This window comes from Candidatus Poriferisodalis sp. (assembly GCF_965205175.1).
Lineage (GTDB): Bacteria > Actinomycetota > Acidimicrobiia > Acidimicrobiales > Poriferisodalaceae > Poriferisodalis.
Window position 1 is genome coordinate 475,938 of sequence record NZ_OZ242038.1, and the last position, 12,836, is coordinate 488,773.

General features: G+C 68.3%; 13 protein-coding genes and 1 tRNA gene. 3 read left to right on the forward strand and 11 right to left on the reverse strand.

All coding sequences use genetic code 11. The annotated features are described in order from the left end of the window. Nucleotides 1–91: 91 nt before the first annotated feature. Complete coding sequence (locus ACOGI4_RS02005) at nt 92–1,900, reverse strand: Calx-beta domain-containing protein (protein ID WP_419842292.1); 1,809 nt, start codon at nt 1,898–1,900, stop codon at nt 92–94. A gap of 303 nt (nt 1,901–2,203) precedes the next feature. Here ACOGI4_RS02005 and ACOGI4_RS02010 point away from each other — a divergent pair, with 303 nt between their 5' ends. After that, complete coding sequence (locus ACOGI4_RS02010; protein ID WP_419842293.1) at nt 2,204–2,905, forward strand: PaaI family thioesterase; 702 nt, start codon at nt 2,204–2,206, stop codon at nt 2,903–2,905. On the opposite strand, the gene folK is transcribed toward ACOGI4_RS02010, so the two are convergent. The 7 genes from folK to ACOGI4_RS02045 form a co-directional block, all read right to left on the reverse strand. Continuing rightward, nucleotides 2,865–3,422: a 2-amino-4-hydroxy-6-hydroxymethyldihydropteridine diphosphokinase gene (gene folK / locus ACOGI4_RS02015; protein WP_419842294.1), complete on the reverse strand. Its 558-nt coding sequence runs from the start codon at nt 3,420–3,422 to the stop codon at nt 2,865–2,867. The two genes, ACOGI4_RS02010 and folK, sit on opposite strands and share 41 nt — an antisense overlap. Nucleotides 3,423–3,434: 12 nt before the next feature. Further along, a complete protein-coding gene (gene folB, locus ACOGI4_RS02020) occupies nt 3,435–3,836 on the reverse strand; it encodes a dihydroneopterin aldolase (RefSeq protein WP_419842295.1) in 402 nt (133 codons plus the stop codon). Between the two features lie 17 nt (nt 3,837–3,853). Next, nucleotides 3,854–4,384 carry a hypothetical protein gene (locus ACOGI4_RS02025; protein ID WP_419842296.1) on the reverse strand — a complete coding sequence of 177 codons (531 nt, stop codon included), beginning with the start codon at nt 4,382–4,384 and terminating at the stop codon, nt 3,854–3,856. Nucleotides 4,385–4,440: 56 nt separating this feature from the next. Then, complete coding sequence (gene hpt, locus ACOGI4_RS02030) at nt 4,441–5,004, reverse strand: hypoxanthine phosphoribosyltransferase (RefSeq protein ID WP_419843061.1); 564 nt, start codon at nt 5,002–5,004, stop codon at nt 4,441–4,443. Between the two features lie 94 nt (nt 5,005–5,098). Continuing rightward, a complete protein-coding gene (gene tilS / locus ACOGI4_RS02035) occupies nt 5,099–6,001 on the reverse strand; it encodes a tRNA lysidine(34) synthetase TilS (RefSeq protein WP_419842297.1) in 903 nt (300 codons plus the stop codon). A gap of 113 nt (nt 6,002–6,114) precedes the next feature. Then, nucleotides 6,115–7,299: a zinc-dependent metalloprotease gene (locus ACOGI4_RS02040; protein WP_419842298.1), complete on the reverse strand. Its 1,185-nt coding sequence runs from the start codon at nt 7,297–7,299 to the stop codon at nt 6,115–6,117. Nucleotides 7,300–7,474: 175 nt separating this feature from the next. Further along, the gene (locus ACOGI4_RS02045) at nt 7,475–7,621 is read right to left on the reverse strand and encodes a hypothetical protein (RefSeq protein WP_419842299.1); all 147 of its coding nucleotides are present in this window, start codon (nt 7,619–7,621) and stop codon (nt 7,475–7,477) included. An 81-nt stretch (nt 7,622–7,702) separates the two neighbouring features. Between ACOGI4_RS02045 and ACOGI4_RS02050 the strand changes: the two genes are divergently transcribed. Together ACOGI4_RS02050 and ACOGI4_RS02055 are read left to right on the forward strand one after the other, a co-directional pair. Then, on the forward strand, nt 7,703–8,668 hold the full coding sequence (locus ACOGI4_RS02050; protein WP_419842300.1) for a hypothetical protein: 966 nt from the start codon (nt 7,703–7,705) through the stop codon (nt 8,666–8,668). A gap of 566 nt (nt 8,669–9,234) precedes the next feature. After that, nucleotides 9,235–9,306: transfer RNA gene (locus tag ACOGI4_RS02055), tRNA-Thr, on the forward strand. A gap of 19 nt (nt 9,307–9,325) precedes the next feature. Here ACOGI4_RS02055 and ACOGI4_RS02060 read toward each other — a convergent pair. Genes ACOGI4_RS02060 through ACOGI4_RS02070 form a run of 3 tightly spaced genes read right to left on the reverse strand, consistent with a single transcriptional unit; the run spans nt 9,326 to nt 12,765 of the window. After that, nucleotides 9,326–10,582, reverse strand: coding sequence for a hypothetical protein (locus tag ACOGI4_RS02060; protein WP_419842301.1), 1,257 nt, complete (start codon nt 10,580–10,582; stop codon nt 9,326–9,328). 9 nt (nt 10,583–10,591) lie between these two features. Next, nucleotides 10,592–11,305: a dTMP kinase gene (gene tmk, locus ACOGI4_RS02065; RefSeq protein ID WP_419842302.1), complete on the reverse strand. Its 714-nt coding sequence runs from the start codon at nt 11,303–11,305 to the stop codon at nt 10,592–10,594. Further along, nucleotides 11,302–12,765 (reverse strand): MFS transporter, encoded by a 1,464-nt coding sequence (locus tag ACOGI4_RS02070; protein WP_419842303.1) that lies wholly within the window; start codon nt 12,763–12,765, stop codon nt 11,302–11,304. Before ACOGI4_RS02070 ends, tmk begins: the two co-directional genes overlap by 4 nt. Nucleotides 12,766–12,836 lie beyond the last annotated feature (71 nt).

Sequence of the window (12,836 nt, forward strand, 5' to 3'; positions counted from 1 at the left end):
GACCCCGCGATGGGTATGCCCTGCTGCGTTGTGGGAGGCTGCTGCTGTGCTGGGGTCGGAGGGAAAAGCCCTAGCGTGACCAGCCGGACGGCTACCCGGACGGGGTGAAATAGTCGACTGCCTGAGGGTAGCTGGGGTAAGCGTCCAAATAGGGATCTACGCAGTAATCGGGTGGGTAAGCGACGACATCGACGGCGTGCAGAAGGTCGGCCGTCACGCTGGTGGTGAATATCACTGTCCTCGTTGAGTCTCTGATCCTCTTGCTCGCGAGCTGTGTCGCCGTCCCAGGGCTGAATCTGGTCAAAATTACATCGTAGTGGTCGATTCCGCAGTTCGGGATTTCTGCATCGGTCCAAGTCACCGTCACTGAGCTGCTCGTGTGGGTGATTTCCAGCGTGGGATTCGTCGGCTCACCCGGCTGCGGGACCGTCGTAGTTGTCGTCGTTGTAGTCGTTGTCGTTGTCGTGGTCGTTGTCGTTGTCGTGGTTGTGGTCGTTGTCTCGGGGATTGGATCTTCTACGGAGAACTGGACAAAATCTCTGAGCGGCTGCTTGCAAAAGAGCCAATGCTTGACCGGGTCAAAGGCCCGCGCTTCCACCTGAGCTATGTGATCATACCCCTCCTTGGCCAGGTTGGGCACAACCCAAGTCCTCGTCCCGTCTTTGAAGCTTCGAAACTTCGGAACGGTGGTTTCTCCGGTGTGGCGATTCGTGCTGTGCACAGAGAGGTTGTATTCCGAGACGTCAGGGCAGCCCGGGATGAAAGCGTCAGTCCACGACAGTGTCGCTGTGGTGCCGTCCACTTCGACCGTCAGCTTCGGCTTGATCTGCACATTCGGCCTCGCCGTCGTCGTCGTGGCAGTCGTAGTGGTGGTGGGGGTGCTCGTTGTTGTGGTGCTGCTAGTCGTGCTGGTCGTCGTCGTGGTCGGTGTGCTGCTGGTGGTGGGGGTGCTTTCTTGCTGTTCTGTGCGGTCGTTGTCGCGGATGGTGCCGGTGGCCTCGGTCTTGCGGCGATGCCCCCCGGCGAACCGCACTCTTTGATCCGCGGTGTCGAGATTGTTCACCCGCAACAGCACCGTCTCGTCCGGCTCGGCACGCGTGTCGCCGACCACCTCCACGGTCACCGCCTGGGTCAACGCGTCGCCGGCGGCGCCCGCCTCGAACACCAGCACCTTGCCCAAGAACCTCCCGAAATCGCGTCCCGGCCCGCGTGACGCCGCAGCGGCGCCGGTGCGGCCCCGCAGCGCCGAGGCCTTCAAGCGCACCTCATGGGACGGCGACGCGGACAGCGACACCGCGAACTCCATCTCCACAGTCCCCGAGTCGCCCTCCGCCACGCTCACGTCCGCCACCGACACCACCACACCGGTGTCGTCGGCGCTGTCGTCGTTCACGATCGTGCCCGTCGCCTCAGTCTTCCTCGCGTGACCGCCGGCGAACCCCACACGCGAATCCGCTGTCACCAGATTGTTCACCCGCAAAATGAACGTCTCATCAGGCTCCACCACATGATCCCCCAACACCCGCACCGCCACCGTCTGAGACAACCCAGCCCCAGTAGCGCCCGCCGCGAACACCAGCCTGCGGCCGGTGAACCCCACATAATCGCGGCCCGCGCCCGCGTCACGCGACGCCGTGCCCGACGCGCCAGGCACCGCCGACGCCGTCACACGAACCTCATGGGTCGGCGACCCCGACAACGACACCGTGAACGCCAACAGCCGCTCACCCACACCCCCCTCCGCCACACTCGCATCCCCCACCGACACCACCACCGACCCCGACTGCGCCGAACCCGCCGACCCCCACAGGACCACCAACGAACCCGCCAACACCACCGCCGACAAACCCGCCCACACACCACGGCCCCCCAAACGGACCGCAACACCCGAACCAGACATCAGGCTCTGACCCCCCCCCCGCGACAACCCGCAGGAGACGATCGACAACAAGACACACACAACCTACCACACCACCACAACGCAGCGCAACACCCCACACGAGCCCAACACAAACAGCCCGCCTCGCAACAACCCCGCACCGTCCCCAGCCTCGCCAAGCCGCATATCGCGAACACCGCTCTTAGGCCAAACGTGCAATGCGGGAGCGGCTCAGCTGCTGATGCTGCGGGACTCGTCGGTTGAGCGTTGGCTGTACCCTGTCTCGCGGACTGCGGCGTGGCTTCGCAGCTAGCGTCACGGGACGTGGCTGCCGAAGAGGACCTGCCAGTGCGGCGCATCGGCGAACGAGGTACTGGAGACTGGAGCGCGGTGGCGCGGGCGGCTGCCGCGATGCGCAGACTGAATCGGGCGCTGGCGAACCGGAGGGTGGACGACACGACGCTGGACGAGGTCACCGCATCGGTCGAAGCCGCGGCGGCGCGGCTTGAGCAGGGCGCGCCGCGCGACAAGCTCGACGACATGCTCTCGCGGCCGTATCTGCGTGAGATCTACGAAGGGCAGTACTTTCCGCTGCCGCTCGGGCCGGGTGACGAGATCGAGTTCGATCCGTTCTCCATCGGTGGCGGCGTGCTGCATCCCGCATCGGTGGACGTCAAGTACTTCAAGGAATCCAATGATGCGGTGACCGCCACAGCGGTGGTGGACCCCATGTTTGCCGGACCGCCCGAGCGCTGCCACGGCGGCGTGGCGGCACTCATCGTCGACGAGCTGATGGGAGCGCTGAACCGCATGCGCGGCCGGCAGGCCTACACCGGGCGGCTCACGGTTCACTATCGCGCCGCAACCCCTCTCGGCGTGCCGCTGCAGCTGCGTGCGTGGATCGAGAGCACTTCCGGCCGCAAGATCACCCAGCGCGCCGAGGTGCGCGGCCCGGAAGGGCTCTGCATCACGGCCGACGGGTTGTTCATCTTGCGCGCCGATGCTCCAGCCGGCCCCGAGGCGTGAGCCGTTCGGCGCCGGAACAATGCTCGGCCGCCAGTTGGCGCAGCATCGCCGCGTCGCCGACGCGTTCGCAGTCCTGATCGGCCACCGCAGCCAGCTCGCCAGCGGTGACCAGCTCGGGCGCCAGCTCCGCCAGCGGTTCGAGCACGAAGCGGCGCTCGCGCAGGCGCGGATGCGGGATCTCCAGCTCCGGATCGCTCATCACCACGTCGCCGAAGAACAGCACGTCCACGTCCAGCGTGCGAGGACCCCAACGCTGCCAACGCTGCCGCCGTGCGGTGGCCTCGAGCGCTTGGCAGCGTGCCAGCAGCTCGTAGGGACTGTCGGCCACCAACAGTTCGGCTGCCAAGTTCCAGAACCGCGGCTGCGGCGGGCCGACCGGCGCGCTGCGGTACACGCCCGAGACTGCCCACAGCACGCCTGCGGCGTCCAGCGAGTCCAGCGCGGCGGCCAGCTGCGCTGCGGGGTTGCCGAGGTTGGCCCCCAGCCCCACGAACGCCCGCGTCTTGGGCGAACTCACCGCTTCACGGGTTCACGGCGCTCGACGGGTGATGCGCACTGCGCTGGTGCCGAGGTCGGCGGCCACGGGTGGGCGGAGCTTGGCGACCGTGACGGTGGCGGCAGTCACCGCATCGATGCGGCACAGAGCAGCGGCGATCAGCTCAGCCAGTCGCTCGAGCAGTCGGGGCTGGGTCTGGCTGCACAGCGTCATGATGAGATCGCACGCAGCGCCGTAGTCGACGGTGGCACGCAAGTCGTCCGAAGCGCCGGCCTCGGCGAGGTCGGCATAGAGGTCGACGTCGATGCGCAGCGGCTGAGGCGCCGTGCGTTCATGCGCTAGCGCGCCGATCACGCAGACTGCTCGCAGGTCGCGCAGTTCGATGCGGTCACCGCCGAGCAACACTGTGTCCGCATCGCCGTCTGGTGCGTTCACACTCGTCCAGCGTCCAGTCAGCCGGTGCCGCTGCCGGTGCCGCCGCGCCCTGCGAGCATGCCCAGCGCCACGTCCACCACCCGCCGCCCCTCCGGACCGACTCGCTGGCCGAAGATCCGCTCGGTGATGGCCGTGGCTTGAGGACCGGCTGGGACCTTGCCCGACAACAGCAGGTACGACGCCACGAAGCCGCAGACGTCCTCGCCGACCCGTTCCTTGTGCAGGATCACCCGTTTGCCCTCGCCGGCCAGGCGCTCCAAGTCGTCGTGGACGGTCTGCAGGTAGCCCGCCAAGTCGTCGAACGCCGGCCATGGCCGGTGCAGGTGAGGCAGGTCCAGCTCCGCGTAGTTGTGCAGGTTGTGCGGCGCGGAGATGAGCGACACCACCATGTCGAACTCGTTGCGGCGCAGCCAGATGATCTCTTCCTGGCGCCGGACGCGCCGATGGCTAGCCCCATAGCCGCCCGGCCGCTCGCACACGGCGAGACGCTCAGCGACGACCCAAGTGAAGTTGCGGGGCTGAATGCCCTCCGCCCACTTCCCCTTCATGGCATCTTGGATGTCTTGGGTGTCTTGGTCATGGCATCTTGTTCACGACGTCTTGCTCATGGTGTGTTGTCCCGCTGGTTGTCCCGCCCGGTGTCGTAGGCGCGGATCTCGGCCAGATTGCGGTACTTCTGCGCCATGTCCAGCCCGTAGCCGATGACCCACACCGGCGGCAGGCGAAATCCGATGTAGTCGACGAGTCCGTCGAGGCTGCCATTGTGCTCACGGGTGAGCAGCGAGCACACCGCGAGGCTGGCCGGGCCACGGGCCAGCAGGCTGCGGCGCAAGTAGGACAGGGTGAGGCCGCTCTCGACAATGTCCTCGACCAAGATGACATCGCGGCCGGCGATGTCGATGTCGAGATCCTTGAGGATGCGGACCACACCGCTCGATCGAGTGCTGCTGCCATACGACGACACGGCCATGAAGTCCATCTCGACCGGCAGGTCGATGGCACGGCTGAGATCGGAGGCGAAGATCACCGCGCCTTTGAGCACAGTCACCAGCAACGGCTGACGGCCTGCGAAGTCGGCGGTGATCTGGGCGCCCAGCTCTGCGACTCGATCGGCGAGCTCCGAGCCCGAGACGAGCACCTCCCCGACGGCAGGGTCGCCGGCGAGCATCGAGTCGAGGCCTCCGGGCGAGGTCAACGAGCTCGGCGCAGGTGTCACGTGGGCCAAACCTAGCGCATGGGCGTCGGGTGTTCTGCTGTCGTGGTCACGGTTCGATGCGGAGCCTGTCGGCTGATCGGGCGACCCGCCGGCCCCCGGCGACCTCGGTGGCGCGGCGGGTGTGCCTGGCCACGTCGAGCACACGCTCCACAGCGCTTGCGTCCGGCGGATGCTCGGTGCGCAGCCATGCTCGGACGGCTCGGCGGGCCACTGCCGGCGGCGCTGCCCGCAGCTCGGACGCATCGCTGGGATCGATGTCTGCTGCCAACGCATCGAGCAGGTCTGCCTCGGCAGCCGCCATCCCGGCTGCACGCGCCAGCACCGGCACCACATCGCGCCCCGCGACATCGCACAGCAGCGGCAGCACCTCGTGACGCACCCGGCTGCGCCAGTAGCGGCGGTCGGCATTGGAGGGGTCGCGGATCGGCTCGTAGCCGACCAGTTCGCAGACCCGTTCCGTGTCGCCTCGCCGCAGTCCCAGCAGCGGACGCTTGTCGGGCCTCATCGCAGCGAGCGCGTCGAGTGCGCCGCCGCGGAGCAGCTGCAACAGCACCGTCTCAGCCTGATCGTCGGCGGTGTGGCCGAGCAGCGCATCGGGGCCGAGCGCGCCGGCGCGGGCGGCGCGGGCCCGCGCCTGCAGGTTAGGGCCGTCGGCGACGCGCAGCCGCTCGACGCGCAGCGATGCTCCGACTCGGTCGCACAGCGCCTGCACCCGTGCTGCTTCCGCGTCACCGTCTGCGCGGATGCCGTGATCCACATGCACTGCCCTCACGGCGTTGACACGAGTGCCGACCTGCTGGGCGTGACGGCATGCCAGCACCAGCAGCGCCGCCGAGTCAGGACCGCCCGACACCGCACACGTCAGCTCGGGGCGCTCGGCACGGGCGTTGACGGTGTGGTCGAAGGTACACCGCTCGAGCAGCAGGTCGAGCTCGTCGTCCGCAGTCATCGTCGACCCCACGGGCGAACGCGCTCGGCAGCGTTTCGTGACCAGGCGCCGGCCGACCGCATCCCACTCAGTCCCGCGGCTGTCACAGCACCGGCACCTCGCGGGCGGGACATTCAGGCCGCGGGGACACGCTCCAGCCAAGTCTGCGGTTCGCGGATCTCGTTCATGGACGGCAGGTGCTCTGCGCGTTCCCAGATGCGGTCCACTGCGCGAGAACCGCGTTCGGCCTCGATGTGCGCGATGAACTCCTCGCCGGCTTCGTACTGCGCCAGCTTGGCCTCGATCCCCATCAGTCGCTGTATCAGCCGCGTCATGCCGCGCGCACTGCGGCGCCGATGGGCCATGACCACAGCGAAGCGCTCAGCGTCGGGGATGTGACCGCGAGCGGCCCGCGTCATCGTCACGTCGCCGTGTCCCTCCACCAAGCTCATCATGCCACCCACCTGGGCAATCAGCTCGCGCTGGCGCTCAGTGGCGAACACTGCTGCGAGTCCACCTTCGCCCAGCAGGTCACGACCTCTGCCGCCCTTGCCGCGCCAGCTCATCAAGGTGCGAAGGCCTTCACGAACGCGCTCCGGGTCTGGCTGCGCGTCGTCGACCAGTCCGTTGACGAGCTGTACGAATCGTTGCCGCAGCCACGGCACGCCGGTGAACTGCGAGCGGTGCGTGAGTTCGTGGAGCGCCAGCCACAGGCGGAACTGCGCAGGCTTGAACGAATAGCGCTTCTCGGTGACCAAGATGTTGGGGCCGACGAAGTACACGGTGTCGCCCGCTGTGCCGCGGCCTGTGCTGTCGCTTGCCTCGCTCGCAGCACCGCCGCCTGGGCCAATGGCGAGGTCCGATCCCGCGGCGCCTGGGCCTGCGGATCGGCTGGCCGCCGCCGGGGCGCTGTCATCGGCCGCCCACAGCAGGTCGTACTGGCCGAGCACCCGTCGCGCCATCCAGCCCAGCACCGAGCCCAACTCGACAGCGCCCAGCGTCCGCGTCACCCGGGAGGTCTCGGCTGGCCCGTCGAGACCGGTCACAGCACCGAGCAGCGGCTGCAGCAAGCGTCGGAACGCTGCGATGTTCGCGTCAATCCATCCCGTCCGGTCGATGACCTCCGCGTGCGCTTCGCCCGGGGTCTCCAGCCTGGTCTCGATAGCCACCAGCTCGGCTGCCACGGGCACGAATCGAGCGAAGTCGGCGCGCAGGTTCGGTGCGAGATAGGACTCGTACAGCGGTTCGGTGCCGGCTATGCGAACCGCGATGCGGCGCGCCAAGTCCCAGTCGACGTGCTCGTCGGCTGGCGGGGTCACTGTGGGCTCACTGTTCAGCCTGCGCCGATGGCTGCCTCGTTGTGCCGTGCTGTGCGACCACGTGCTCAAAGCGTGTGCGAGCCGTCGTAGAGACGCCGTCGACGGCAGCGTCTGGGCTGCTGACGCGCGCAGCGTCGAAGAGCTGCACCGGACGCTCAGCGACAGGCACCGGTGCTCAGCGCTTGGGGTACCGCGGCGCAACCACCCTCTGCACGTAGCCCACGACGAGCTTGGCAACCGTCGCCACCGTCACAATCGCCAGCGGCACCGCCAGCCAGTAGTGCCAGACCTGCGCCGCCAGCGCCTTCACACCCCAGTCCATAGCCCGCATGCTAGCCGTCGCAGCCGCCAGAACACCGTCTGCGGGGCACTGCTGGCTGCCGGTTGCGCGTAGCATCTGCGTGTGGCTGCGCTTCGTGAGCAGGCGGCAGCTTCGTCCGCCGAGCGTTCTTGGACTGCGCTGCGTGACGGCAGCGAGGACTGCTCCGATGCCGGTGCTTGCCCGGAATGCGGTGCCTGCCCGGAAGACAAGGACTCTCCGGTCGAAGACGTACGCCCCGACGCGATCGATGCCGTGGACGAAGATGCGATCGGGGTGGCGCACCGATGGGTGAAGCTCGTGCCGGCTCGTCGCTACTTCGTCGCCCGAACGCTTGCCGACGGCGCAGGGGTGCCCATCGGTGTCGCCCGCTGCGTGATCGCGACGCTGCTCGCTGCGCAGCAGCCGATCATCTCTGAGCCCGTCGCCGGCCTCTGCTGTCGCGAGCCGCCTCCAGCCGATGACCAGTACGGATGTGTCCCGTTCGACGAGCACCGTGCGGCCCGACTGCTGTTGCCAGCAGGTTCCGGCCTGTCGGGGCTCTCAGCGCTGTCCGCGGTCGGCTGGATCCATCAAGGCGTCGTGCGGGCGAGCTTCGCAGTGCCTCAACGCGACTGTCGGCTTCCGGACTTTCCGCGCCGGCAGCCAATCCTGGAGCACCGCAACGACGGCGCCCGGCGCAGGCACCTCACGTGGCATGAAGCAACGCTGCTGGAGGCACTGCAGCAGTACCGGCTGCACGACCCGCGCTACGACCTCAGATCGCTGCTGTGCAATCTCGCCGAATTGCTGCCGGTTCGCGGCGGCGGACTGCTGCTCGTGCGCCGCGACGAGTTGCGCGCGGCCGCCGATGCCTGCGAGCTGCCCGATCCGGACCTGTGGAACGCGCACGGTGGCAAGCGCGGATTCATGCGAGTTGTACGCACGATCACCCGGCACCTGCCTCGCCGATGGGAGGAGGACGACTGGTTGGGACCGCAACCCGCATGGCGGAACCTCGAACGGGTCAGTCCGCTCCGGCGGCGCGTCAGGCGAGGACGACGGCTGTGACCGAGCAGCCTCGCCGACGTGATCTAGCGCGCAGACCGGCATGACACCCACTGCGGCAGCCGCGCCACGCTCACGAGCACTGCACGACAACCAGGCTGCAATGAACAGCGCAGTGGCCAGTGCCTGCGACCGCTCCGGGCTCGCCGTGTCGCAGCGATGGCGTGCCCGCGTTGATGGCGCGAAGCGACCTGCCGGAGGGTTCGCGGCAGTCAGCTCGTTCATTTCCGGCACGCGCCACAACACGGTCCTGCGCAACGCCTACGAGACGATGGCCGAACAGTTGGTGTGGGGCGACCCGATCGACTTCGACGATGCAGTCCGGCTCGCGGTCGCGCTCGACCCTGGACCGCCGCTCACGCATCGGCCGGCTGATGCTGCCCATGACGGCTGCGCCGAACTGCCGTGTCTCCTCGCCCTTGCCTGCGTGGGTAGCCTCTCTCCATCGGGTGCTAGCAGCGGTTGCCGACGCTGGCGCTGGTGGCTGATTCAGCTTGGCGAACTGGCTGGAGCGGTCGCACGAACTGGTCGCACTCGTCACGCTTCGTTCATCCCATCTCCCGTTTCCCGCCCGAGTAGCTCAGTGGCAGAGCGGCTCTCTCGTAAAGAGCAGGTCGTGGGTTCAATCCCCACCTCGGGCTCCCCCGCTGCGGGCTCGCACTACGGTCGCTGCGCGCTGCTGCGGCCGAGGCGGATGAACAGGCGGCTCAGCGCGAGACGCTGATTGGCGTTATGGCGTAACGCCTCCGCGGCGTCGCCGATGGCCCGCATCTGCGCGGCTGCCACATCTGCTCGCAGGCTGCCGCAGGCCGCTTGGTCACGAACCTGCGCTGCCAGCACCGACAACCCCATCGTGAACTCATCGGTGCGCACCCGACGCAGCTCGCGGCGGTGTCGCTCGTCCAGCGAGCTGCGGCCGATGTTCGTGCCATACAGCTTGGCCTGCTCGTCGGCTTGGACTCGCTCGGCTGCGTGACGGGCCTCCAGCGGTGCCGCTGCGGCTTCGGCAGCCTGCATCGCAGCATCGACTGCGGTCATGGCCGTCGAGGCCGTGCCGTCCAGCCCGTGTCGCAGCGCTCGCCACGTCTCGATGCGCGCCGCCGCTTCGTCGTCGCCGGCGAGCAGGCGAGCGCGTTCGATGGCGCCGCCGGCTGCCGCCGCAGCGCTCGCGGCGCGGCTGTGCTCAATGCCCTCGGCAGCGAGCATTTCCCGCAGGTCCGCCTCGCCCAGCGCTTCGAAGTCGATGCGCACGCAACGGGACGCCAGCGTCTCCATCGAACGGTTGACCTCCTCGGCCAGCAGCACGAACACACTCGACGGCGGCGGCTCCTCCACCGACTTGAGCAGGATCGGTGCGCTCAGCACGGCCCGGTCCACGTCGCAGAGCACGATCACCTTGCGGTCGCCCGACACCGGTGCGGAGGCTGCCGCGCGCACTGCTTCGCGGGCTTGTTCGGCGGTCATGGCTGCGCCCACACGGTCGAACACCACCAGGTCGGGATGCTGTTGCCCGAGTGCCAGCCGGCGTTCGCGTTCGGGGGTCGGACTGCGTGTTGCCAACAGCTCGCCGGCGAAACGACAGGCGGCCTCGCGCAAGCCAGCCCCGGCGGGGCCGACGAAGAGGTAGGACGGCAGCGGCGAAGCGAGCGCTGCGCGCATCCGCTCGACCGCCGCCGACTGCCCCACGATGCCCGCGAGCAGGTCACCGACCGGCGCTTCGTCAACCGCCGCCAGGAATTCGCCAGAGAACGCATCATCGGAAGACGCATCGGCCAAGCGCGCATCGCCGCTGGGCACGTCGTCGTCTGGCACGGAAGCCTCGGGGGGCGGCTCGGACTGGTCGCCGAAGTCGAACAGCGTCAGCGGCTCGGGCTCAGGGGTGCCCTCGCCGCCGTCGTTCGCCAAGGTTGACGCCACGGAACCGCGCTAGCTCGCCATCGCCGGATGCGCCGCGACGGCTGCGCGGACCCGTGCGGCTACTTCCGATTTGCTGCCGGTCGCGTCCACCGACACCCAACGCTCGGGTTCCGCCTCGCACAGAAGCGCTAGGCCTTCGCATACCCGTTCCAAGTAGCGATGGTCCTCGTCTTCGAAGTTGTCTTTGCGATTGTGCGCGCCAGCGGCATCGTCGCGCCACAGCGCCAGCTGGTTGTCATCGCTGGGGTCCACACCGGCGATGCGCTGACGTGCGTCGGCCAGCGGCATCTCCAGCAGCACCACCACATCGGGCAGCAGCACGTCGGGCAAGACGTGGCCGGCGGGGGCTGGCTCGGGACAGCGCGACGCGTACTCCACCAGCAGGCGCAGTTCGTCTATCGGCACGCCGCGGCCGTGACCCTGGTATGCCAGCGTCGATCCGTAGGAACGGTCGGTCACCACATGGCGGCCCTTGGCCAGTTCGCCGGCGACGATCTCGGCGATGTGCTGGGCTCGGTCGGCGCAGAACAGCAGTGCCTCGGTTCTCGGATTCGGCCACAGATTTGAACGCAGCAGCATGTCGCGCAGGTGCGCCCCCAAGGCGGTGGCCCCCGGCTCACGGGTCAGCACCGCATCCAAGTGCGTTGCCAGACGTTTCGCCTGCGTCGACTTTCCGGTGCCTTCGAAGCCCTCAAGGGCGATGTACCGGCCGCGTTCGCTCACGAGCCACCCGCGTTCGGATCGGCAGTGCGCGGCATGCGGCGTCCCTCGCCCCGGCTGCTCCGCAGCGACACGCCGGCCAGCCCGCCGGCCATCAGGATGAGCAGCGCGCCCAGCCACAGCGCGCCCCGCACGCCGGGCAGCGTCAGCACCGAGCCGCCGAAGGCGATCTGGTTGTCGAAGGCGACCTCAAAGAGCCAGTTGAAGCCGTCGGACAGGAAACCGCCGACCGCCATGGAGATGAGCAGACAAAAGCGCACCAGCGTGTACATCGCTGCGAACACGCGACCGCGCAGCACTTCTTCCACGTTCTCGTGCAGCAGCGTCAAGCCGGTGACGTACACCGAGCCGGCAGCCAGCCCGAGCAACGCCACCCCGGCCAGCACCAACAGTGTGACCGACACCGAGGCAGCAAACAGCAGCGATCCGCCGGCGGCGAACACCGACACCACGAAGAGGCGAGCACGACTGCCGCCGGCGAACCGGGAGTGATGCCCGTGACGGTTCGCAGCACTCTGCAGCAGCGTCACCAACGCCACTCCGCCGCCGACGCCGAGGCCCATGGCCACCAGGATTGAGCTGAAGCCTGCACTGCCGGCGCCCAGCACCTCGTCGTTGTAGACCGCGCCCAGCGGCACCAGCATTCCGCCGCCGATCATTCCGGTGCCCAAGCCGACCAGCACGGCTCGCACCTGCGGGTTCAGAGCGATGAAGTCCCAGCCCTCGCGCAGCTCGCGAAAGCCCTGTCCCCAGCTGATGTGCCGCCCGCCGGCGCGCTTGCGCTGCGCGGCGGTGATGTGCGAAGAGAGCGGCAACGTGGCGATGATCGCTGCCGCTACCAAGAACGTGGCCGAGTCGACGACCAGCGACATCTCCACTTGCCCGATGTCGGTCCAGCCGATCAGCTCGCCGAGCTTGGCCATGAGGGCGAAGGCGCCGGCGCCCAGCGGGAAGGTGCCGTAGGCGGCGACGAGTCCCAGCGAGTTGGCTGCGGTGAGGTGCTCGGTGGGCACGATGTTGGGAACGATGGCTTCCTTGGCTGGGCTCCACAGCGACGTGGCCAGCTCCAGCACCAGCGAGGCCAGCACCAAGCCCCACACGCGGTCGATGAACGGAATCGTCAACAGCACACTGGCCCGCACGATGTCGCAGATCACCAGCAGCCGCTTGCGGTTGAAGCGATCCACGATGATGCCGCCCGCTGAGGCGAGGAAGAAGCCCGGCAGCACCCGTGCGGTGACCACGAGCGCGATGGCCGAGCCTGGCTGGTCGCCGCCGATTCGCCGAGCGACCTCGATGATGGCGAGCAAGCCGATCCAGTCGCCGAACGAGCTCACCACTTGAGCAATCCACAGTCGCGTGAAGCCGGGAGCGCTGAACAGCCCCGGAGGCGCCGCACCTTGCGCCTCCGGGTGTTGGCCCGGGCATCGGCCATCGGGGGCACGCCCGCCCGGCTGGTCCATCTCTGAGTCTGGGTGTTGCCCGTCCGGACTGCTGGACACGGCGTCCCCCCGATCCGAGCCCATCGCACTCA